Genomic DNA, 21,600 nt, shown 5'->3' on the forward strand with positions numbered 1-21,600 from the left:
GGTCGAGCGTAGGTAGCCTGGCCGCCGTGCGGATCCTCGACTTCGCGCTGCCAGGTCCGCTGGATCGGCGGCGTCGCCTGCTGCTGGACGCGCTGCTCTGGGCTGTGGTCGCGGCCCCGGTCGGCTACGCCGGGGTCAGCCCGCCCTACCCGCGGTACGCGGTGCCGCTGCTGGTCGGCAAGTTGTCGCTGCTCGGCGCGGCCGCGGTGGCGAGTCGACGCCGACCGTTGGTCGCCCTGGTGCTTGTGGTGCTCGGGTCGGTCGTCGATGGCAATTTCGTCTTCGCCATTCCGGTCTTCAGCTATCTCACCGGGCGGCGCAGCGTCTCGGCGGGCCCGGTGGCCGGGGTGTTCGTGCTGATCGTGGCCGGCGGGACGGCGCTCAACCTGGGTCTGCTCGGCACCGGCGAGGCCACCTGGTTCCTGCTGGCCTCGGTGTTGCTTTTCGCCGCGGTGTTCCCCTGGCTGGTGGGCCGGTACCGGCGTCAGCAGCAGGAGTTGGCCGCCGCGGGTCATCGGCACGTGGAGGCGCTGATCCGCGAGGAGCGGGGTGCCGCCGAGCGGATCCGGCTGCGGGAACGGGCCCGGATCGCGGGGGAGATGCACGACTCGCTGGGTCACGACCTCAGCCTGATCGCGTTGCGCGCCGCCGCGCTCGAGGTCGCCGCCGACCTCGATCACAGGCATCGGGTCGCGGCGGGGGAGCTGCGGGCGAGCGTCTCCGCCGCCACCGAGCGACTGCACGAGATCATCGGGGTGCTGCGCGAAGAGGGTGGCGCGTCGGTGCGTCCGAGTGGGGAGACGGTCGCCGACCTGGTCGACAATGCCCGTGAGGCGGGGATGGCGGTCCGGCTGGACGCCTCCTCGGTGGTGGCGGAGCTGCCGGCGATGACCGGCCACGCGGCCCACCGGGTGGTCCGTGAGGCGCTGACGAACGCGGCCCGGTACGCGCCGGGGGCCCCGGTCGACGTGCGTCTCACCCGCGACGGTGAACGGGTCGAGGTGTGCGTGGTCAACGGTGCTCCGCCGGTGGAGCCGCTCCCCGCGCCGCCGTCGCAGGGCAGCGGGTTGCTCGCGCTCGCCGAGCGGGTCCGCCTCGCCGGCGGGACGCTCGACGCCGGACCCCGTACCGGGGGCGGGTTCGTCGTCCGGGCGGTGTTGCCGGCGACCGCGCCGCCGGTGGAGGCGATCGACAGCGACCCGGCGCCGTCCGGCGGTCGGCCCGGCCCGGTGGAGCGGCCGGTGGACGCGGCGCGGCGGCTGCACGACGCCCGCCGGCGAGTCCGGCGCAGTCTGCTGGTGGCACTCCTGGCGCCTGCCGGTTTCGCCCTGGTGCTCTCCCTCGTCTACTACCCGGTGGCGACCGCCGGGACGGTGCTGGACCGGGCCACCTTCGACAAGATGCGCGTCGGGGTGGCCAGGTCGGAACTGGAGGGTCTGCCCCGGCGGCAGTTGGAAAGCCCCGTCGGCGTCGACCGGGCCGGCTGCGAGTACTACACCGACGGCAACTTTCCCCTGGCCGAGCCGACGTGGCGGCTCTGCTTCACCGACGGCCGGTTGGCCAGCAAGGAGTGGATCGCGTAGTGGACGCCGACAGGGCCGGGGCAGCTCCGGTGCGGGTGGTGCTGGCCGACGACGAGGCGATGATCCGGGCCGGTGTCCGGGCCATCCTCGCCAGCGACCCCGGCATCGAGGTGGTCGGCGAGGCCGGCGACGGGCACGCGGCGGTGGAGTTGGTACGCGCCCACCGACCTCGGGTCGCGCTGCTGGACATCCGGATGCCGCGGCTGGACGGGTTGGCCGCCGCCGCCGAGATCCGCCGGATCGTGCCGGAGACCGCGACGATCATGCTGACCACGTTCGGCGAGGACGACCATGTGGCCCGGGCGCTCGGGCACGGCGCCAACGGGTTCCTGCTCAAGGCCGGCGACCCGCGGGAGTTGATCGCCGGTGTGCACGCCGTCGCCGAGGGCGGCGCGTACCTGTCGCCGCGGGTGGCCCGTCGGGTGCTCGAGCTGGGTGCGGGGCGGTTGGCCCGCCGGCCCGCCGCGCGGGACCGTACGGCCGGGCTGACCGAGCGGGAACGGGAGGTGCTGGCCCTGGTCGGGGCGGGGCTGTCCAACGCCGAGATCGCCCGCCGGCTGCACCTGGTGGAGGGGACCGTGAAGAGTTACCTGACGAGCATCTTCACCCGCCTGGACGTGCGGAACCGGGTGCAGGCGGCGATCCTCGCGTACGAGGCGGGGCTCGTCGACGGCTGAGCGGGGGCCGGGAAGCCCCCGCTCAGCTCGTCAGGCGTCGCGTCGGCGCAGTGCGACCCGGCCCAGCAGCAGTGCGGCGCCGGCCCAGCCGGCGAGCAGGAGCAGCCCGACCAGACTCGGGTACGGCTCGGTGTCGCCGGCCAGGAAGTGCCCGCCGGCCACGCCGGGGAGCGCGTCGGCGATCCGGTTCAACACGTCGATGTCCGGGTTCTGCAGGGACAGCGGCACGATCATCAGGGTGGCGAGGAGCACGGTGATCGTGAGCACCGCACTGCGCAGTGCCGCGCCGAGACCCAGGGCGAACACGCCGATCAGCGCCAGGTAGACCGCCACCGCCACGATGTCGCCGATCGTCTCGGCGGCCGGGGCGCTGCCCCACTCGCCGAGCACCGGCCGGGCGACCAGGGCGCCGACGCCGCCGAGCAGCAACCCGAGGGCGAAGGTGACCGCGCCGGTCACCACGGCCTTGGCCAGCAGCACGCGACCACGGGACGGGGTGCACTGCAACGTGGTCCGGATGGTGCCGCTCGTGAACTCGGCGGTGATCGCCAGCAGGCCGATTGCGAGCACCACGAACTGGGTCAGCTCGACCGAGTCGATCAGCACGCTGCCGACGGTGACGATCCCCGGGTCGTCGGCCGGGTCGTCGTTGGTGTTGGCGTTCGCCGCGTAGATGGCGAGTTGGCCGGCGCTCGCGGCCATCACCAGCAGCCCGGCCAACGCCGTCCACCAGGTGCTGCGCACCGAGGAGAGCTTGGTCCACTCGGCGGCCACCGCCCCCCGGAGGGTGGCCGGCGCACCGGCGGCCGGCGTGCTGGCGGGGCGGGTGCCCGCGTCCGTCCGGATGCTCATCGTTGCCCACCTTCGGTCGGGCCGCCGGCGTACTCGACGTTGTCGGCGGTCAGCTCCATGAACGCCTGTTCCAGGGTCGCGGCCTGCGCGGTCAGCTCGTGCAGCCGTACCCCCAGCTCGTAGGCCAGGTCACCGACCCGGTCCGCGGTGGCGCCGGTGACGGTCAGCTCGTCGCGGTCGGCCGCCACCACGCTCGCCCCGGTGGCCGTGAGGCGCTCGGCCAGGGCGGCCAGCCCGTCGGAGTGCGGGCTGCGCACCCGGACGGCGACAGTGCTGCCGGCGATCACGTCGCCGATCGGCGCGTCGGCGAGCAGTCGGCCCCGCCCGATCACCACGAGTTGGTCGGCGGTGAGCTGCATCTCGCTCATCAGGTGGCTGGAGACGAAGACGGTCCGCCCCTGGTCGGCGAGCGAGCGCGTCAGGTGTCGTACCCAGCGCACCCCGTCCGGGTCGAGGCCGTTCACCGGCTCGTCGAACATCAGCACCGGCGGGTCGCCGAGCAGCGCGCCGGCGATGCCGAGCCGCTGGCCCATGCCCAGGGAGAGGGTCCGACCCGGCTTGCCGGCGGCCCGCGCGTCCAGCCCGACGGTGTCCAGCACCTCGTCGACGCGGCGGGCGGGGATGCCGTTGCTGCGGGCCATGGCCAGCAGGTGTGCCCGGCCGGACCGGGCCGGGTGGATGGCGCGGGCGTCGAGCAGCGCGCCCACCTCGTGCAGCGGGCGGCGCAGGTCCCGGTACGCGCGCCCGCCGATGAGGGCCTGTCCGGCGGTGGGGCGGTCCAGCCCGAGGATCATCCGCATGGTGGTGGACTTGCCGGCGCCGTTGGGGCCGAGGAAGCCGGTGACCCGGCCGGGCGCGACGTCGACGGTCAGCGCGTCGACCGCGACGGTCGCCCCGAACCGTTTCGTCAACCCACGTAATGTGATCATGCGCTGACGCTAGGCGCGCGGCCCCCTGCTCCACCGCGCCCGAAGGGCAGCACCGGGCCCTGACTTTCGTCAGGTCGGTCAGCGGACGTAGTCCTCCAGCAGCGCCGGCGTGAGCCCGGCCCGGTGGATCGCCTTGAGCGCGGCGAGCAGGTCGTCCATCAGCGCCGGCCGGAAGTGCATCAGCAGCACGTCGCCGGGCCGCACCACCTTCTCCGGGGTCTGGTAGCGCACCTTCCCCTCGTGCACGGTCTCGGTCCAGTGCAGGACCGCCTTCGCGCCGCAGTCGTGCGCCGCCTTCAACGTGGTGCTGTCATGTTCGCCGAACGGTGGCCGGAACAGGGTCGGTCGCTTGCCGTACAGCGCCTCAAGCGTGTCCGCCGCCCCGCAGATCTCGTGCTTCTGACGGTCGTACGACCGGCCGGCCAGCGAGGTGTGCGTGATGGTGTGGTTCTCGACGACCCCGCCCGCCACCATGATCTGCCGGAAGTAGTCGGTGTGCTCCTCCGCCGCCGGTGAGTTGAGGAACATGGTGACCGGGATGTGCGCCCGCCAGACGAAGTCGGCCACCTCGGGCGGTCGGGCCAACCCACCGTCGTCGATGGTGATGAAGGCGACCTTCTGGTCGGTCGGCAGGCGGTGCCAGAACTGGGCCGCGCCGGTCGCGGGCAGCGGCACCGGTTGCGGTGGCGGCGCCTCGGGGAAGGTCGGCACCTGGGACACGTACCAGTCCAGACTTCCCGGTCTGGGCCGCACCGTCACCGACGGCGAAACCGAAGGTGCGGTCGACGGCGAGGCGGACGGGACCGGCTGGTGGGCCACGGTGATCTGCCGTGCGTGCGGCGTGCGCCCGGCTGTGCAGGCGCTCAGCACCAGCAGGGCCACAACTGGTACGACGGCGAGGATCCGACGTGCGGGGGTCGCTGACACGCCCGGAAACCTACCGAAGCGAGATCAGGATCCGGTGCCCCGGACCACGAAGGCGTCCGGCATCCGGAAGGTGAGATTGTCCGGGCACCAGGGCGGGCGGACGACAGTCACCCCGTCCAGCAGCGGCGCTGCCTCGGCGACCACCACTGCCGCCTCCATCCGGGCCAGCACGTCACCGACACAGCGGTGGGCGCCCGCCCCGAACGACAGGTGGCGGCGGGATCCACGCTGGCCCGGCCGGAACTCGTCGGGCGTCTCGACGACCGCCGGGTCGCGGCCGGCGCGACCCAGCCAGAGCACGAGGCTGCTGCCCGCCGGCACCGCCGTACCGCCGAGGGTGCTGTCCGCCTCCGCCACCCGCCGCCAGGTGACGATCGGCGGCTCCAGCCGCAACCCCTCCTCCACCACGTCGGCCACCGCGACCTCGCCGGTGCGCAGGCCGGCCCGCACCGCCGGCTCGCCGGCCAGCCGGTGCAGCAGCAGGGTGAGGAACTGCGAGGTGGTCTCCTGGCCGGCGACCAGCAGGAAGAAGAGCGCGCCGACCACCACGTCCGACGAGTGACCGGCCGCGCGCAACTCGCCGGCCAACCCGCCGCCGGTGGCCGCGAAGTCGCGCAGGACGCGGTGGAACCGGCCCACCTCGGCGGCGAGCGCCAGTTGCCGATCGGTGTCCAGCGGCGCCCAGAACAACTCCAGCGCGGCGCGGGCGAACTCCTTCACCGCGCCGACGGGCGCGTCCGGCAGCTCGACCAGCCGGGCCAGCACCAGCAGCGGGAGGTCGGCGGCGAGGTCCGCGTACAGGTCGACCGGCGCGCCGGTGTCGAGGCGGGCGCCGAGCCGGGCGACCCGCTCCCGGACCAGCGCGGTGAGCCAGGGCCGCTGCGCGGCGACCCGCTCGGGGCGCAACGCCGCCGCGACGATCGCCCGGATCTCCGGATGGCTGGCGCCCGAGTTGTTGGCCAGGGTCGGCGGCAGCCGGAACCGGTGCCCGGCGAGCACCCGCAGGGCGGTCACCGGCATCGGTGTCACCGCGTCCAGGGCGTTGTCCGGCGGGTAGGTGACCGGGTCGGCCAGGACCTGACGGACCAGCGCGTGCCGGGTGACGACCAGGTGGCGTACGCCGACGTGGTCGCTCACCTCGGCGACGTCCGGCCAGGGTGCCTGGACCGCGGACCCCCAGCTGGAGAACAGCACGTCGACACGCTAGCGGGCGGCTCCCGGCAGCCCGGCGCGCAACTGCCAGACGGTGGTGCGCTTCACCCGTACGCTCTCCAGCGCCTCCGGCACCGGCACGTCGTACGCGGCCAACTCGTCGAAGCGGTCGCGGGGCAGGAACGCCCGGCCGGGGTCACCGACGAGCGCCGGCGCGCCGGCCCGGGCGGCGCGGAGCAGGAACCGCAGCACCCGGCGGGCCATCGCGTCGCTGTAGAAGACGTCGCCGGCGAGCACCACCTCGGCGTCGCCCGCGTCGGAGTCGAGGATGTCGCCGAACTCGGCGTCGACGCGTACCCCGTTGGCCTCGGCGTTGAGCGCGACGGCCGCCACCGCCAACTCGTCCACCTCGACGGCCCGTACCGACGCGGCGCCGGCACGGGCGGCGGCGATGGCCACCAGGCCGGAGCCGGAGGCGAGGTCGAGCACCCGGCGGCCGGCGACCAGCTCCGGGTGGTCGGTCACGTAGCGGGCGAGGGCCTGACCGCCGGCCCAGGCGAACGCCCAGAACGGCGGCGGCCGGTCGGTGGAGAACTCGCCCTCGGTCAGCTCCCACAGCCCGATCGGCTCGTCGGCCTGGTGCAGCCGCACCTCGGGGACGAAAGGGACCGGGGCCAGCCGGGCGTGCAGCCGGACGAACGTGCTGGAGAGCTCGGACACCCGCCGATTCTCGCGCACCGGCGATCCCCGGCGGCGCGGGGAGGTGGACCGGTACGGGTGAGGGGTTCACCACTGTCGGTGAAATCACCCCTCGTCCTTGGCGTCCGGTGCGAAGACACCCCTCTGCCCGACCCGCCCGTTTCCTCCTAGCGTTTCCCGGGAGCGACGAGAAGAGGCGAGGTGGTGGTGATCGTGTGGCGGTACGCGCTGCGGGTCGGGGCGTTGGTTGCCGGCGTGACCGGGGCGGTGCTGACCCTGGCCGCACCGGCGCAGGCGGCCTTCGCCACCGAGATGAGCGGCCTGCCGGCCCGGTTCACCGCCGGGGATCAGGTGCGGACGATCTCCGCGGTGGTGTCCCAGACGGATCGGCGCGGCGGTTGCGTGAAGGTGCGCTGGTCGATGGTGCTCAGCGTGCAGGGCATCCGACTCGACCAGGTGAAGATGGACCGGGTGGAGGAGACCGGGGACTTTCCCCTGCAGATCCAGACCGAGGGTGACGTGGCCCGGCTGACCGACCGGCAGCTCGACCCGGGCACGCTCTGCCCGGGCCGCACGGTCACGGCGCGCTACCGGGTGGCCTTCGCCGAGGACGTCACCCAGGGGCGGGTCACCCTCGCCGCCGAGGCGTACGACGCCAACGCGCGCCTGCTGGCCCGGCAGACGGCCACCCGCTCGGTGCGGGGTGCGGGCGCCACCCCGACCGGTACGCCGACGCCGAGCGCCACCCCGGCGCGGCCCAGCGAGCCGGCGAGCGCGCCGGCCGAGGAGGACACGTCCGGGGTGGAGCCGGCGGGGGACTATCCGGCCGACGCCGCGCCACCGGCCGGCCGCCCGGTCTCGCGGACCGGCGGGTTCGGTGTGGTGCAGGCCGCCTTCGTGCTCGGCGGATTGTTGCTCTTCCTCGGGATGGGCCTGCTGCTGCGGCTGCGACACCTGACCCGGGCCCCGGCCGACGAGGCCGAGGACCCGCCGGTGGACCGGACCTGGGAGCGGCCGGCCCCGGCCGACCGCTGGCGGCCGGCCCGCCGCTGATCGGGGGACGTGGGGGCCGGCGGGCAGTCCGCCGGCCCCCACGGCGTCACCCCGAGAACGCCTGGAACTCGGCGATCCTGACCTGCGTCCGGGCCGGGCTGGCGGTGGCGCAGTCCGTCGTCGTGACCGGGTCGTCGTCCTGCTCGCCCGCGTACCGCGGGCCGCCTGTGCACTGGCTCGCCAGCACCTCGAGGCGGAGGTGGGTGGCGAGGGTGCTGGGCACCGCGAACGTCCGGAGGTTGATGTCCCGGCTGTACGCCCGGTACGCCCCGCCGGGGAACGCGTCGCCCGCGCTGGTGTAGATCCGCTGCCAGCGCGCCGGGTCCGCGCAGTCGGTGGTCGTCGCGTTACAGGCGGACACCGCGAACGAGCGCAGCGCGCTGAGCGCGTTCTGACTGCCGGTGTCGGCGTCGCCGGTGATCGCCGGGCGCAGCATCGCGCTGACGTTCACCCGCTTGACGGTCTGCGGGGCGTCCCCGGGCAACGCCACGGTGAGCTGCCGGCCGGCGACCCCGTCCAGGGAGGCCCAGTTCGTCGCCTCGGTGTCGTCGGCGACCCGGTCCAGGTTGACCCCGTCGCCGGTGATCGTCGCCCCGGACGCGGTGGACGCCAGGTTGCGGCGCATCCGCAGGTCCACGAACCCGTCCTGGTCGGCCTTGGCGACCACACCGAGCCGTTGGTGGCCGAAGCCGGGCGCCACGGCGAGCAGGTCGTACGAGCCGGCCACCAGCTCCACGGTGTCCGGGATCGGCGTCGCCGGGTCGGTGTCCGCGATCGGCGTGGCCCGCGCCTCGTACGCCCCGACGTACACCCGGATCGGCGCGTCGGCGCTGTCCCCGCGCGGGCGCAGGGTGAGCGTCGCGTTGCCGCCGCGCGGCGAGGCGAAGCTGGGCGTCGGGTCGGTGTCGCCGGCGCCGTTGGTGGCGGCGTCGCGGCCCATCCCGGAGCGGGCGAACTCCGCCCAGATCAGGTCCTGGTTGGCGCCGCCGAAGCGGAGCAGGTCGGCGGTGAGCATGTTGTCCCGCATGTCGAGCATGCTGACCTGGCTGGCGGCCTGGAGCAGGAACGAGTCGAAGACCAACTGCGACCAGCGCCGGTTGCCGGGACACGTGTCGGCGGCGACCTTCCCCTGTGCGCAGTCGAGCTGCCGCTGCGGAGTGCCGAGGCCGTACCGCTCGACCAGCGCGGCGCGGACCCGGAAGTTGGTGGCGCCCCAGATCTCCCCGTCGGCGTGCACGGCGGGACCGCCGGTGTTGTAGCCGATGTCGGAGTAGTTGAGCGGGCTGCGGCTGAGGTCGTAGTTGCGGATGCCGCTGACCAGGTTGCCGGTGACGTAGCCGCCGGTGACGAAGGGCGTCTCCCCGGGCGCGCGCAGCCCGTTCTGGAAGAGGTACTCGGCGGCGAGCAGGTCGCCCCACGACTCGCCCATCGCGCCGCCCTGGTGGCCGCCGATCCCGCTGTCCGGGCCGGCGATCATCCGGTTGGTGATCGCGTGGGTGTACTCGTGGCCGATCACCGTCATGTCGTAGTCGCCGTCCACACACGGCGGGTACGGGCCACCTGCCTGCGGCTGCCACAGGTACATGTTCGTGGTCGGTGGTTGCCCGTCGCGCCCGGTGCCCTGGTTGGCGTTGTTCCGGTTGCCGGTCAGCGCGCCCTGCTGGGCGCGGCCCTGCTCGGCGTCACCGCCCAGCCCGGCCGGGGTGAGGTTCACCGCCTGGAGGTTCCACGCCGACTCGGTGAAGCCCAACCGGTACGACCAGTCGTGCATCCGGTTGTGCATGGCGAAGAGGTTGGCGATCGACGCGTCCGCGTCGTTGCGCTGGGCGGAGGTGAACACCTCCGGGTTGCACTTCGCCTGGTGCCACTGGTCGGTGAACGGGTACTCGTAGCGGCGCTCCGGGCTGGCGGTGGCCGGGACGATCGGGGTGCCCGCACCCCAGGAGAGCACCGTGTTGGCCGAGTTGCCGCGCGAGGTGAAGGTGGGTGTGCCGGTGGCCGCGTCGACGTCCCAGGGTTGACCGGTGGCCGGGTCGCGGAGGGCGGCCTGGCAACCGGGTGCGGGGTCGGCGCACCAGCGGACCCGGGGGTCCTGCCCGGGGTCGAGGTCGCGGGGCGGGGTGGCCGGGAAGACCGCCCAGCTCGGGTTGTCGGAGTCGAAGTCGACGAGGTCCTCACGGACCAGGACCTGCCCGGTGCCGCCGTCCACGTAGCTGGTGAACGCGGCCGGCTGGTCGGTGTCCGCGCCGATCATGGTGACCTCGTAGGCGGCCCGTGGCCCGTCCAGCGGGGTGGGTACGGCCACCTGCCGGATGGTGTGGCTGGCCACCGCGGCGGCGGTCAGCCCGGCGTCGGCGAGCGCGGCGGCGTACGCCTGCTCGGCGGTGCGGGTGGCCGGCGCGGGCGTGCCGGTGTCGCGGGTCAGCGAGGAGCTGACCGAGAGCACCGTGCCGTTGGCGACCGCGAGGGTGACGAGACCGTCCGGGCCGGCGGGCAGGTCGCCGAAGCGTTGCCGGAGGGTGACCACGGCGCCGCTGCCGATCGGCCGGACCAGCACCCGTTCCATGCTGGCCACCGCGTCGGCGTCCAGGCCGAACAGGTCGCGGTTGGCCCGCAGGTAGGCGCGGGCGGCGGCCTCCGGGTCGGCGGGCAGCCCGGTGGCGAGCGGGGTGCGGCCGGGGCCGAGGGCCTGCGGGGTGCCGAGGCGGTTCCACCTGACGTCGGGGTCGGCGGCGCGGGCCAGGCCGCGCTGGCGGGCGTCGGGTGCCGCCGTACCGGTGCGGTTGTCGGCGTCGGCGGGCTCGTGCCCCTCGCTGAACGGTCCGGACCGGCGCTCGGCGGACGCCGCGCTGCCGGTGGGGGCCGCGGTGCTCACGCCGGTGGGGAGCAACGCGGCGACCGTGGCCGTCGTCGCCAGGACGGCGATGAGCCGGCGTCGCCGCCGGCTCATCGGGGGTGACCATTCGGGTAGTGGCACAGGACCTCCTCGTGGGAGCGGAGGGCCGGTTGTCACCGGCCGTCGATGCGCGATGACGCATGTGCATTTGTGAATATCAGTCAGTTGTGGCGGCGGCAAGGCCCGGGGCCGCCCGACCCGCCTATTGATCGAAATCAGTCGACATGCGGCGACCGGCGGCGAGCGGGCGCACGCCCACTCGCACCGCCGGAGGTGCCACCGCGCCGGGTCAGTCGCCAGGCGTCCAGTCCGGGTCGCGGCCGAAGGCGGCCAGCAGGCGGTCCTGCTCGTCGGCGTCGTCGGGCACCCGTACCCCGGTCTGGACCAGGTTGTCGCGGCGGTAGTCGTCGATCTGGCCGGCGAACCACCGGGCAGCCACGTGCACCGCGTCCGGGTCGAGCCGAGGCTGCGCGCCGATCGCCACCGCCACGTCCCAGCCGTGGACGAGGTGCTCGGCGAGGAGTTGCTGGAGGTATTCCGTGGCCGGGGTCTCGCCGGCGGAGAGGTGCACGGCGCGGTCGAGCGTGCCCGGATGGGTGGCGGCGATCTCGGCCTGCGCGGCCGTCTCCCGCGCCGCCGCGATCGGGTCGTCGCCGAGCTGGTCGCCGTCGAGTCGGTCGCCGACCTCGTCGATGGTCCGGCCGGCGAGCAGCGGGACGCTCCAGCGGCCCTCACTCACCACGTGGTTGACGAGCGTGCGGACGTCCCAGTCGGAGCAGGGTGTCGGGTCGGACCACTGGCCGGGCTCGACCTGGTCCACCCGGTCGACGAATTCGGCCAGGCTCCGGCGGTACGCCTCCAGCAGATCCATGCTGCCGATTGTTCCGGTCGGCGGGGCGGGCCGAGCCGTTTTGCCCGCCCTGGTGACGGCGACCGCGTCGGCCGCCCGGCTCAGTCCAGGTCGGTGAGGTCCAGGCCGAGCTCCCGGGCGGTGACCAGCCGGACCCACTCGCCGAACTGCCGACGGGAGATCACCCGGTCGTGCACCGCGAGTTGGACGGCCAGGCCGTCCATCACCGCGCTGATCCGCCAGGCGGCCCCGTCCGGGTCGGCGCACTGGAACGTGCCGTCGGCCACCCCGGCGGAGATCACCGCGGCCAGGTCCTGTCGCCAGCGCAGGTCGAGCCGGCGGGACACCTTCTCCAACTCGGGGGTGCGCAGCGACTCGGACCAGCCGTCGATCCACATCGACCAGGAGGTCGCCCGGCCGGCCGGCGTGTAGAGCTTGAGGATCCGGCGGAGCTTGGTCAGCGGGGGGGCCGAGGAGCGGGTCACCGCGTCCAGTCGGGCCAGATCCTGCTCGACCGCGTACGCGAAGGCCTGTGCGAGCAAGCGATCCTTCGTGGCGAAGTGGTAGAAAACAAGTGCCTGACTCACGCCGGCGGCCTGCGCCACGTCGGCCGTCCGGGTGTTGGCCAGACCGCGCTCCACGATCACGTCACAGGCGGTGCGCAGCAGGGCATCCAGGCGGATCTCGGCCGCACGTCTCGTCACGACCGTTACCGTAGCCCATCCGACTGAACACGAACAGTTACCGCTGCGGCCGGATCCGCGATGCGACAGTCGGAAGCCGGACACTTCCCTGGGGTGCCGTCAGTCGTTCCTGTGCGAGCGTTCACCGAGGTCCACCGCGAGTGGATGACGTGCGAAGTGCCTGGTCGACGGCGTGCGGCGCACTGATGGCCATCATCGTCCCCGGGCTCCCGAGTGTGACGGTCGGTGGCGGCCGGCAGTACCAGGCCAGCCCCCTAGGAAGCCCAGCGGGTGGCGGCCCCGTCTCCCGCCCGCGCTGGTCTCCGACGCAGCCCGGAAGGGTCTTCGGCGCAGCCCGGGGGGTCTTCGACGTGGCCCGGAAGGGATGGGACGCGCCGGGGTGACCCCGAGTTGGCAGTCTCTCACCGGCTCGGCTAAAGTTCTCATCCGTCACCCGGGAACGTCCGGGGGCGTGCGGACGTAGCGCAGCTGGTAGCGCATCACCTTGCCAAGGTGAGGGTCGCGGGTTCGAATCCCGTCGTCCGCTCGGAGCTGCCGCCACGCGTGACGGGGGCAACCTCGGTGGGGTGGCCGAGAGGCGAGGCAACGGCCTGCAAAGCCGTCCACGCGGGTTCAAATCCCGTCCCCACCTCGGCAACAAGCACGGGCGATTGGCGCAGTGGGAGCGCGCTTCCTTGACACGGAAGAGGTCACTGGTTCAAACCCAGTATCGCCCACAGGATATTCAGGCAGTTGAGCGCCCGTTACCGGCTTTCCGGTAACGGGCTTTCTGCTGTCCAGGCCTCATCGGCCGGCACCAGCCCTGCTGGCCGAGGCGCTCGACGACCGCACGACGCGGGACAGCGCCGATGCGGCCTCGCATGGCACGCTTCCCGCGCGACGATCCATCGACCCTGGGGCGGGGGCGGACCATGGCCGGGGCGGCTGCACCATCCGACAGCGCCGGAGCGGGTCCGGCCCGCGCGCCGACGGTGTCGATCGTCGTGCCGGTGCACAACGAGGAGGAGACCATCGGGCCGTGCCTCGACGCGGCTCTCCGGCAGACGACGCCGGCAGACGAGATCATCGTGGTGGACAACGCCTCCACGGACGCGACGCGGGCCCGGCTGGCCGGGTACGCCGACCGGGTCGTGCTGCTCACCGAACCGCGGCTGGGCGTGCTGGCCGCCCGCAACCGGGGCCTGATGGCGGCCACCGGTGACGTCATCGGCCGGATCGACGCGGACACCAGGCTGCCGCCGTACTGGGTGGAGGAGGTCCGCCGGGTCTTCGCGGACGGCACGGTCGCGGCGGTGACCGGTCCGGTGACCTACTACGACATCCGCTTTCCGGTGGCCCTCAACGCGGTGGACCTGACGCTGCGCCGGGCGTGGACGCTGCCGAGCCGGCGGCGGCTCGACTGGTTGTTCGGTGCGAACATGGCGGTCCGGGCCCGGGCCTGGCACGCCATCCGGACCGACCTCTGCGACGATCGCCGCTACCACGAGGATCTCGACCTCGGCATCCACCTGCGGCGGGCCGGCCACCGGGTGGTCTTCGCCGCCGGGCTCCGGGCCAGCACCTCGGCGCGCCGTTTCCGGAACGACCCGGCCGACTTCTGGGCGTACCTGCGGATGATCGACGCCTCCTACGCCAGCCACTCGCGGGGACGGGCCGGTAGCGCCAGCTACTGGCGGGCCTGGTTGACCAGCCGGCTGATCATGCTCTTCTACCTGCCGTTCCGGGCGCTGCACCGAACCCACCCGGCCTACCGCGCCGCCGCCCCGGCCCGGAAGAACCCGATGGCGGCGGCGCCGTCGCCCGTCGCCCTGGAAGGTGAGGATGCGGAACTCGGCCACCTGCCGGAAGCCGAGGCCGCGGTAGACCGGCTCACCGATCGGTGACGAGGTGAGGGCGGCGGTGTGGGCGCCGCGCTCGCCGGCGGCCCCCTGACCGCGCTCACCTGCGCAAAGAGGTCGATTCGACGACTGTGACAGACGAAACTTTGTCGATCGTTCCAGATTGCGGGTAGCGTTCGCCCATGGCCCGTACCCGCGAATTCGACCTCGACGCCGCGGTCGACGCCGCCATGGACGTGTTCCGGCGCAAGGGTTACGAGGGCGCCTCCATGCGCGACCTCGCCGAGGCGACCGGCCTGGGCAGTGGCTCGATCTACGCCGCCTTCGGCAGCAAGGACGGCCTCTACCTGGCGGTGCTCGACCTCTACCGGCAGCGTTACGCCGCGCCGATGGTCGAGCTGCTGCGCTCCGGCAACGACGCGCGGGCGGTCATCCGCGAGGTGTTCGTCAGCGCGGTGGACGACATCACCGGCGACGGCCGGCACCTGTCCTGCCTGATCGTCGGGGCGTCGATGGAACGGGCACACCAGGATCTGCGGGTCGCCGAGCGGCTCCGCTCCACCACCCAGTCGCTGGAGTTGGCGCTCTTCGACCTGCTCGCCGAGGCGCAGTTGCGGGGCCAGATCACATCCGACCGCAGCGCCAGCGACCTGGCCGGGTTCCTGGTGACCAGCCTGCAGGGTCTACGGGTGATGGGCGCCATCAGCCCGGACCGGGCGGCGTTGACACGGTACGCCGAGGTCGCGCTCACCTGCCTGGACTGACCACCGGGCGAGGTGGACGGCCCGGCGTGCCGGGCCGGCTGCCTCGTCGAGGCGGCCGGCCCGGGCAGCATCTGGTCCGTCGACTGTGCCGGCGGTGGAGTGTGGTCGGGTCACAGCGGCGGGGCGATGTCCCGCCGCTCCTCGACCCGCTGGTATTCCACCGGCTGCTCGGTGGTGGTGACGACCTCGCGGCGGCGGCCCCAGATCAGCGTGGTCATGATCAGGCCGAGGACGCCGGCCCCCATCAGGATCCAGCCGACCACGTCGAGGTTGATGCCGCCGACGCTCGCGTCAAGTGCGAAGGTGAGGATCGCGCCGAGCGCGATCAGGAAGATGCTGGTGCCGATACCCACGACAGCCTCCTTAAGGGGGGTGTGGTGCGCTGTCGAGCCCCTCAGTACCCCGGCGGGGACCAGCGCAACCGCGACCGGGCAGGGTGCCGTGCCAAGCGATCTTGGCATCGGGTAGAGTTCACCTGTCGCCGGCGCTTGCCGGGGACGTGCGGACGTAGCGCAGCTGGTAGCGCATCACCTTGCCAAGGTGAGGGTCGCGGGTTCGAATCCCGTCGTCCGCTCGCGATGCGCCCCACGGGGCCGCCACGGGCGATTGGCGCAGTGGGAGCGCGCTTCCTTGACACGGAAGAGGTCACTGGTTCAAACCCAGTATCGCCCACCAGCTATACAAGCGGTTCGATGACCCGTTGCCGGAAATCCGGTGACGGGTCTCGGCGTTTCTGCTCCCCGCAGGGGAGTCGGTCGACTACTCGCCGGCGCGGAGCACCTCGCTCAGCCGGTCGCGTCGCCGCAGCGCCGACTCCACGGGTACGACAGTGGCGGCCGCCGCGATCAGCGCCACGCCCAGCAGACCCAGCAGCCACCACGGCAGGACCGCCGCCGGATCGGCGGCCTGGCCGGTGAGCAGCCGCAGGTCGAGCGGGCCGAGCGTCAGGCGCGCGAGCAGGGCCCCGAGCAGTGGGCCGCACACCGCGACGACCACGACCGGCGGCAGCAGCTCACCGGCGGCGACCCAGCGAGCGTCGCGTGGCCGCAGACCGAGGGTCCGTAGCCGGGTCAGGGTCTGCCACCGCTGGGCCGCACCGGAGGCGGCGGCGAGCGCGAGGCCGAGCAACCCCAGCGCCAGCAGTACCGCGGCGGCCGTCCACGCCAGCCGGAGCAGGCCCGTGGTCAACGGAGCCGCCCGCTGCGCCCGCAGGACGTCCGTGCGCAGCACGACGTCGGCGGGGACGCCGGTGTTCGCCACGGCCCGCGCCGCGCCGGGGCCGGTCACCCAGACGGTGTTCGGAACGGCGGGCAGCCCGGCGTCGGCGAGGGCCGCGGCGTCCACGATGACGACGTCGTCGGCGCCGCCGACGGAGGGAGCGGTACCGACCACGGTGAGACCGATCGCCGGGGCGCGTTCCCGGGGTAGCTGCAGCCGCGTGCCGGTCGGCAGCTTGCCGTCGCTCGATCGGACCAGCGCGGGGACGCTCCCGGGACCGGACGCCGTGAGCCGGGCCAGCGCCGGCGCGTCGGGCAGCGGAGTGGTAGCCAGCAGGCGTTGGAACGCGGCGGCGTCCACGATGACCAGGCGTGGGGTGAGCAGCCCCGATTCGGTGGAGAGGCGTGCCGAGTCGGTCACCTGCGCGACGACGACCTGCCCCACCCCGGGTGCGGCGGCGATGCGCTCGGCGAGTGCGGGTGTGGCGGCCTCGGCGCCGACGTCGAGGCGGGCGTCCGCCCCGACGGTGCTCCACGCGCCGTCGGCCAGACCCCGGGTGACGGTCGCGCCGAGGATGAGCGCGAACGACGCGAGCGCCGTGGTGCTGACCAGCACCAGCAGCGGCAGCGCTCGCCCGGCGGTTGTGGCCGCCTGGGAGGCGCCGAACACGGCCAGCGGGCGGCGCGAGCGCAGGGCCCCTCGGAGCGCGAACCGCGCCCCGAGGGGCAGGAGCCGCAGCAGGACGAGCGCGCCGACGAGCGCGCCCAGGGCGAGGGCGCTGATCGGCAGGATCAGGTCGCCGGTCAGCTCACCGGCGTCGCCGTCGGAGGCGACGGACAGCAGCCCGCGCTGGTGCAGTGTGACGAAGGCGGCGACCGCGGCGATCAGGACGGCGGCCTCCACGGCGGCGCGGCGCAGCTGGCCGGTGGCCCGGATCCAGCGTCGGGCGGCCCGGTTGGCGGGTTGGCGTCGGTCGCGGCTGGCGCGGGCGGCGGCGAGGGTGCCGAACGCCGGCCCGGCGACGGCACCGGCCAGCACCACGGGCACGGCCCAGGTCCAGGAGACGCCCGGGGCGGCCGCGCGGGCGAGCGCGAGCCCGACGGCGGCGGCCGACAGGGACACGACCGTGGACTCGAGGACCAGTTCCGCACCGAGGTCGGGTAGCGCCGCACCGCGGTGCCGGGCGGCGCTCAGCGCCGGGGTACGGCGGCGGACCAGCAGGTCGGCGGCGAGGAGCAGGACCAGCACCGTGGCGGTCAGGACCCCGGTGAGCAGGACGGAGGCCTGTGCGGCAACCGCGCTGTTGCGGGCGCGGGCGTCGCGCAATGCCGTGTCCAGCTGCGATTCCCACTTCAGCGACTCGTCGCGGGCGATCGACGAGCCGGAGGTTGCCTTGAGCTTGACCACCTTGCCGGCGAGCGCGGCGGTGTCGTCCCAGGTGAGCGCGTCGGGAACGGGTGCGAAGTGGACGGTGCGCCGCAGTTGGTCCTCGTCGACGGCGAGCCGGGCGTCCGGTAACGACTCGCGCGACAGCAGGCCGCCGAACCGGGTGGTCCCCACGCCGTCGGCGCCGGGCACGGGGCGCAGTAGTGACGGGGCGAGTCGCCAGGCGGGGTCGGCGCTGTCCGCGGGTCGGTAGATCCCGCTGATCCGGACGTTCGGGCTGCGACCCTGGCCGTCCGTGACCGGGATGCGGTCGCCGGGCCCGAGGTGGAGTGCGGCGGAGTCCACCTCGGAGAGGCCGACCTGCACCGGCCAGGGCGGTCCGTCGTACGGGGTCTCGACGTAGTCGTCGGCGACGGCGGCGCCGGGCGGGTTGCCGGCGATCCAGGTCACGGCCGGGCCGCCGAGGTCACCGGCCAGGTAGGTGAACTGGAAGGTACGCGGCACGCTGCCGTCGGTGATGGTGAGGATCGGGCCGTTGACGACGGCGACGGGCGGGAGCAGCGCGGCGTCCAGTTCGGGTCCGAGCGCGTTCTCCGTCCGGGTGCGGAAGCTGTCGATCTCCTTGGCGAGGCGGGGCATCCGGACCCGCCCGCCGGTCGGCCCGTCGTCGCGTTCCCAGTTGGCGTGCACGAGGACGTTCGCGTCGGGTCCGGCGCGGCGGACGGTGTCCTGGACGGCGTCGTCGGCGGCGGCTCCGAGCAGCGCCGGCACGGCCCCGGCGAGGAGCGCGACGGCCGCGATGACGGCGGCGGTGAGCAGCAGCGGTCCGGCGTCGGTACGGCCACGGCCGCGGACGCTGGGCCAGTGCGGCGCCGGCCACCGGCGGGTCAGCCACCGGTTCACGGCGCCACCCGCAGGTGCGCGGCGTCGGCCCGGCGGACCTGGACGGTGACCACGACGGTGACCGCCAGCAGGCATCCGGCCAGCAGCACGGCGAGCAGTGCGGCCTCGGCCGGCCACGGCCAGTGGGGCTGGGTGGCCGGGACGGGTGCGGCGCCGGTGTCGGAGCGGACGAGCAGGGGAGCGACGACGCGGGTGGCGAGCGCGCCGACTGCCGCGCCCGCCGCGAGCAGGGGCAGCAGAACGCCGGCGTGCTGGCCGAGCAGCACGGCCCGGATGCCGCGCCGGGACATCCCCAGGCCGCGCAGCCGCGTCACCTCGACGGCGCGGACCTGTAGGTCACAGGTGACGTGCAGGACGACGCCGGCGAGCAGCAGCAGGGCCGCGGCCGGGACGAGGAGCCGCAGCGCGGCCGGCAGCCCGGCGCGCAGCGGGCCGCTGGTGAGGCGGGCGGTCTCCGCCTCGCGGGACGCGACGGTGCCCAGGTGCAGGGCGGTGGCCCGCTCGGCGGCACCGGGGTCGGCTGGGTGGCCGACCCACCAGGCGTCGACCGGGAAGGTCAGGTCGCCGGTGACGGCGCGTGCGCGCGACAGCGTGTCCACGTCCGCCAGGACGGCGACGGCGCCGGGGGCGGACGGTACGGTCGGCACGACCTCGGCGACGACGATCGGGACGGGCGTGATGCCGACCGTGACGCTGAGCTTGCTGCCGTTCTCGGCGCCGACCTCGCTGGCGAAGCGGGCGGAGACGGCGACGGGCACCGGGCCGGGGTCCGGGAAGGCGGTGGCGACGAGGGTCCGGGCCGCGTCCTCGGCGGCGCCGAGGTCGACGGTCGCGGCCATCCGCAGCGCGGTTCCCGCCGGCGTGGCGGACACCCCGACGGTCAGGTCGCTCAGCTTGCTCGGGATCGGCGGCGCGGAGGTGGCGGTCCAGTCCGATCCGTCCGTGGCCCTCTCCACCGACCCGGTGGGCGGCACGGTGAGCGTGACGGCGACGGCGACGGGTCCGCCGACCTCGTCGGTGGTGACCGGCAGGGCGACGGCGACGAGGCGCTGCCCGTCGGCCGTCGCGCAGGCGGGCAGCCGAAACTCCCGGCCGTCGAGCGCTACGGCGGGGCCGGTGCAGGACGTGCGCAGGCCGCTGGCGTCCTGCAGCAGCAGCCGGGGCGTCACGGTGAGCGGGGTGCCGCCGGTGGTGGTCCCGCTCAGGACCAGCGGGGCGCCGGTCGGGATGGCGAGGCCGGTGACCCGGGTGCGTGGTGCCAGCGTGGCGCCGACGTCCGCCCAACCGCGGTCGCCGTCCAGCCGCCCGCGCAGCAGCGCGTCGGCGCGGGTGGTGTCGACGGCGACCAGGCGCGGCGCGACGCCCGCGGTGCCGAGCCACTGACCGACCGTGGTGCCACGGTCGAGGACCGGACTCACGGTGCCCGCGGTGGCCGCGCCGACGACCGCGCCCTCACCGGCCACCGGCGCCGTGCCGAGGGTGAGAGCCAGGTCGGTGCCGACGGAGAGCGCGGCCTGGTCGCGCTGCGACTGGTGCCAGGTGTTGTCGAAGGCGAGGCCGAAGGTTCCGGCCGCGCAGGCCAGTCCGACGAGCAGCCCGGCGGCGACCGCTTGTGGCCGGCGGGCGGCCTCGGCGACCGCGAGCGGAAGCGCCAGCCCGCGGGCGCGGTACGCCAGCCGGTCGGCGCCGCGGAGGGCGGGCAGTACCACCCGGAGGGCCAGGGCGGCGCCCGCGGTGAGTAGCAGCGCCGGTGCGAGCACCCGGACCACGTCGGCGCGTGCGCTGGCGGCGGTGGGCTGCGCGTACAGCTGCCACCAGCCGGCGGCGGCGAATACCGCGAGCATCAGGTCGGCGCCGGATCGGGCCAGCAGTTCGCGGCGGGTGCGCTGGCCGCCGGCCGCCGGGACGGGCCGGATCGCCAGGACGGTGAGGACAGCGGCGAGCACCAGCGCGCCGCCGGTGACCGCGAGGACCTGGGCGCCGGCGATGGCCGGGCGGACGGTCAGGCCGGCGCCGTCCAGCGGCGGCAGGTGGGTCAGGCCGGCGTGCAGGGCCGACGAGGCCGGTATCGCGAGCGCGGCGGCGACGGCGGCGACGAGCCCGGCCTCGAGTGTCGCGGTGGCGGCGAGTTGGCGGCGGCTGGTGCCCAGGGCGGACCGCAGGGCGGTCTCGTCGGCGCGGATGCCCGTGGTGAGCCGGCCGGCGAGGACGAGCGCCGTCGCGGCCAGGACACCGCCGAGGACGGCGATGGCGAGTACGACGGCGGCGGTGACGTGCTGTTGGTCGTCGGCGGACCGCAGGGTCAGCGGGAGTTCGGAGGAGACACGTGCGAGCCGGACGCGGTCGCCGAGGGTGCCCGCCAGCCGGTCGTCGGCATCGCGGACGGCCCCGGCCGCGGTCTCCAGGTCGTGGCGGTTGGGGTGGGACAGGTCCGGGTGGGCGGTGACCTCCATCCGGTCGACGGTGGCGCCGGTGGTGACCAGGTCGGCGAGGTCGACGAGGAACGGGCCGTAGGCGTTGACCGGCTGCAGGAAGCGGCCGTCCAGGTAGCCGGTGGCGGAGCCGGCCGCGGCCAGCGGGTCGCGGTCCCAGCCGCGTCCCGGCAGCGGGCGGACCACACCGACGACGATCACGTCGATGGCCGGGACGGGCGCGTGGGCCAGCTCGGTGCCGAGGCGCACCCGGCTGCCGGGGGTGAGGCCGAGCAGGTGGGCGGTGGACTCCAGCAGCACCGCGTCGCCAGGGTGCTGTGGCCAGCGCCCGGTGAGCAGTTCGGCTCGGGTCGGCAGGTCATCCAGCCCCGACAGGTACGCCTGGGCTCCGACGCTTGTGCCCTTGACGAGCGTGGGCGGCAGTGCCCGCAGCACCGTCGACGCCCGCGCGGTTGTCGTCACCGGGAACGGCGCCAGTGCGGAGGCCACCACGGTACGGGTGTCGGTGGCGACGGACGACGTGTCCGGGCCCTCGATGGCGCCGGTGTAGACGGTCACGTCGACGGCGGCGGGGGCGGCGCGGGTCACGGCGACCTCCAGCGCCCGCTCGGCGGTGCGGGTGATCAGCAGGGTGCAGGTGCCCAGCAGGGTGGCACCGATCGTGACGACCCCGAGGAGGGCTGCCAGTAGCGGCCACTGCGCGCGGGCGCGCCGGCTGACCAGCCTCAGCATCGTCG

General features: G+C 74.4%; 16 protein-coding genes and 5 tRNA genes. 10 read left to right on the plus strand and 11 right to left on the minus strand.

Features of this window, described 5'->3' with window-relative positions; genetic code table 11:
- Positions 1-26: 26 nt before the first annotated feature.
- Both ACPXBU_RS21245 and ACPXBU_RS21250 read left to right on the plus strand, forming a co-directional pair.
- A complete protein-coding gene (locus tag ACPXBU_RS21245) occupies positions 27-1,583 on the plus strand; it encodes a sensor histidine kinase (protein WP_425759323.1) in 1,557 nt (518 codons plus the stop codon).
- A complete protein-coding gene (locus ACPXBU_RS21250) occupies positions 1,583-2,260 on the plus strand; it encodes a response regulator (RefSeq protein WP_393375886.1) in 678 nt (225 codons plus the stop codon). The genes ACPXBU_RS21245 and ACPXBU_RS21250 overlap by 1 nt, the downstream gene beginning before the upstream one ends.
- 30 nt (positions 2,261-2,290) lie before the next feature.
- Here ACPXBU_RS21250 and ACPXBU_RS21255 read toward each other — a convergent pair whose 3' ends face one another.
- From ACPXBU_RS21255 to ACPXBU_RS21275, 5 genes are all read right to left on the minus strand, one after another.
- Positions 2,291-3,112 carry an ABC transporter permease subunit gene (locus tag ACPXBU_RS21255; RefSeq protein WP_425759324.1) on the minus strand — a complete coding sequence of 274 codons (822 nt, stop codon included), beginning with the start codon at positions 3,110-3,112 and terminating at the stop codon, positions 2,291-2,293.
- Positions 3,109-4,041 carry an ATP-binding cassette domain-containing protein gene (locus ACPXBU_RS21260; protein ID WP_425759325.1) on the minus strand — a complete coding sequence of 311 codons (933 nt, stop codon included), beginning with the start codon at positions 4,039-4,041 and terminating at the stop codon, positions 3,109-3,111. Before ACPXBU_RS21260 ends, ACPXBU_RS21255 begins: the two co-directional genes overlap by 4 nt.
- Before the next feature lie 78 nt (positions 4,042-4,119).
- Positions 4,120-4,968, minus strand: coding sequence for a polysaccharide deacetylase family protein (locus ACPXBU_RS21265; protein WP_425759326.1), 849 nt, complete (start codon positions 4,966-4,968; stop codon positions 4,120-4,122).
- A 24-nt stretch (positions 4,969-4,992) separates the two neighbouring features.
- A complete protein-coding gene (locus ACPXBU_RS21270) occupies positions 4,993-6,162 on the minus strand; it encodes a cytochrome P450 (protein ID WP_425759327.1) in 1,170 nt (389 codons plus the stop codon).
- Between the two features lie 9 nt (positions 6,163-6,171).
- On the minus strand, positions 6,172-6,840 hold the full coding sequence (locus tag ACPXBU_RS21275; protein WP_425759328.1) for a class I SAM-dependent methyltransferase: 669 nt from the start codon (positions 6,838-6,840) through the stop codon (positions 6,172-6,174).
- 180 nt (positions 6,841-7,020) lie between these two features.
- On the opposite strand from ACPXBU_RS21275, the gene ACPXBU_RS21280 reads away from it, so the two are divergent.
- Positions 7,021-7,872, plus strand: a complete 852-nt coding sequence (locus ACPXBU_RS21280; protein ID WP_425759329.1) for a hypothetical protein — start codon at positions 7,021-7,023, stop codon at positions 7,870-7,872.
- 46 nt (positions 7,873-7,918) lie between these two features.
- Here ACPXBU_RS21280 and ACPXBU_RS21285 read toward each other — a convergent pair whose 3' ends face one another.
- From ACPXBU_RS21285 to ACPXBU_RS21295, 3 genes are all read right to left on the minus strand, one after another.
- Entirely contained in the window at positions 7,919-10,822 is a 2,904-nt protein-coding gene (locus ACPXBU_RS21285; protein ID WP_425759330.1) for a M36 family metallopeptidase, read from the minus strand.
- A 235-nt stretch (positions 10,823-11,057) separates the two neighbouring features.
- Complete coding sequence (locus tag ACPXBU_RS21290) at positions 11,058-11,639, minus strand: TIGR03086 family metal-binding protein (RefSeq protein WP_425759331.1); 582 nt, start codon at positions 11,637-11,639, stop codon at positions 11,058-11,060.
- A gap of 80 nt (positions 11,640-11,719) precedes the next feature.
- Positions 11,720-12,322, minus strand: coding sequence for a TetR/AcrR family transcriptional regulator (locus ACPXBU_RS21295; RefSeq protein ID WP_393375905.1), 603 nt, complete (start codon positions 12,320-12,322; stop codon positions 11,720-11,722).
- Positions 12,323-12,775: 453 nt separating this feature from the next.
- On the opposite strand from ACPXBU_RS21295, the gene ACPXBU_RS21300 reads away from it, so the two are divergent.
- From ACPXBU_RS21300 to ACPXBU_RS21320, 5 genes are all read left to right on the plus strand, one after another.
- A tRNA-Gly gene (locus tag ACPXBU_RS21300) sits at positions 12,776-12,848 on the plus strand.
- Positions 12,849-12,882: 34 nt separating this feature from the next.
- Positions 12,883-12,953, plus strand: a tRNA-Cys gene (locus ACPXBU_RS21305).
- 13 nt (positions 12,954-12,966) lie between these two features.
- Positions 12,967-13,038: transfer RNA gene (locus tag ACPXBU_RS21310), tRNA-Val, on the plus strand.
- 195 nt (positions 13,039-13,233) lie between these two features.
- Positions 13,234-14,205: a glycosyltransferase gene (locus ACPXBU_RS21315; RefSeq protein ID WP_425759332.1), complete on the plus strand. Its 972-nt coding sequence runs from the start codon at positions 13,234-13,236 to the stop codon at positions 14,203-14,205.
- A 137-nt stretch (positions 14,206-14,342) separates the two neighbouring features.
- A complete protein-coding gene (locus ACPXBU_RS21320) occupies positions 14,343-14,924 on the plus strand; it encodes a TetR/AcrR family transcriptional regulator (protein WP_425759334.1) in 582 nt (193 codons plus the stop codon).
- A gap of 110 nt (positions 14,925-15,034) precedes the next feature.
- On the opposite strand, the gene ACPXBU_RS21325 is transcribed toward ACPXBU_RS21320, so the two are convergent.
- Positions 15,035-15,277 carry a DUF6458 family protein gene (locus ACPXBU_RS21325; RefSeq protein ID WP_357070106.1) on the minus strand — a complete coding sequence of 81 codons (243 nt, stop codon included), beginning with the start codon at positions 15,275-15,277 and terminating at the stop codon, positions 15,035-15,037.
- 148 nt (positions 15,278-15,425) lie between these two features.
- Here ACPXBU_RS21325 and ACPXBU_RS21330 point away from each other — a divergent pair.
- Positions 15,426-15,498, plus strand: a tRNA-Gly gene (locus tag ACPXBU_RS21330).
- Positions 15,499-15,524: 26 nt separating this feature from the next.
- A tRNA-Val gene (locus ACPXBU_RS21335) sits at positions 15,525-15,599 on the plus strand.
- Between the two features lie 84 nt (positions 15,600-15,683).
- Here ACPXBU_RS21335 and ACPXBU_RS21340 read toward each other — a convergent pair.
- The gene (locus ACPXBU_RS21340; protein WP_425759335.1) at positions 15,684-18,431 is read right to left on the minus strand and encodes an FtsX-like permease family protein; all 2,748 of its coding nucleotides are present in this window, start codon (positions 18,429-18,431) and stop codon (positions 15,684-15,686) included.
- On the minus strand, positions 18,428-21,595 hold the full coding sequence (locus ACPXBU_RS21345) for a permease (RefSeq protein ID WP_425759336.1): 3,168 nt from the start codon (positions 21,593-21,595) through the stop codon (positions 18,428-18,430). The genes ACPXBU_RS21340 and ACPXBU_RS21345 overlap by 4 nt, the downstream gene beginning before the upstream one ends.
- Positions 21,596-21,600 lie beyond the last annotated feature (5 nt).

The organism is Micromonospora sp. DT231 (genome assembly GCF_049847025.1).
Taxonomy (GTDB): Bacteria; Actinomycetota; Actinomycetes; order Mycobacteriales; family Micromonosporaceae; genus Micromonospora.

Excerpts from the sequence above, each read along its gene's own strand:
- ACPXBU_RS21260 (WP_425759325.1), bottom strand. The coding sequence starts at position 4,041 with ATGATCACATTACGTGGGTTGACGAAACGGTTCGGGGCGACCGTCGCG.
- ACPXBU_RS21285 (WP_425759330.1), bottom strand. The coding sequence starts at position 10,822 with ATGAGCCGGCGGCGACGCCGGCTCATCGCCGTCCTGGCGACGACGGCC.
- ACPXBU_RS21315 (WP_425759332.1), top strand. The coding sequence starts at position 13,234 with ATGGCCGGGGCGGCTGCACCATCCGACAGCGCCGGAGCGGGTCCGGCC.
- ACPXBU_RS21290 (WP_425759331.1), bottom strand. The coding sequence starts at position 11,639 with ATGGATCTGCTGGAGGCGTACCGCCGGAGCCTGGCCGAATTCGTCGAC.
- ACPXBU_RS21345 (WP_425759336.1), bottom strand. The coding sequence starts at position 21,595 with ATGCTGAGGCTGGTCAGCCGGCGCGCCCGCGCGCAGTGGCCGCTACTG.
- ACPXBU_RS21320 (WP_425759334.1), top strand. The coding sequence starts at position 14,343 with ATGGCCCGTACCCGCGAATTCGACCTCGACGCCGCGGTCGACGCCGCC.
- ACPXBU_RS21255 (WP_425759324.1), bottom strand. The coding sequence starts at position 3,112 with ATGAGCATCCGGACGGACGCGGGCACCCGCCCCGCCAGCACGCCGGCC.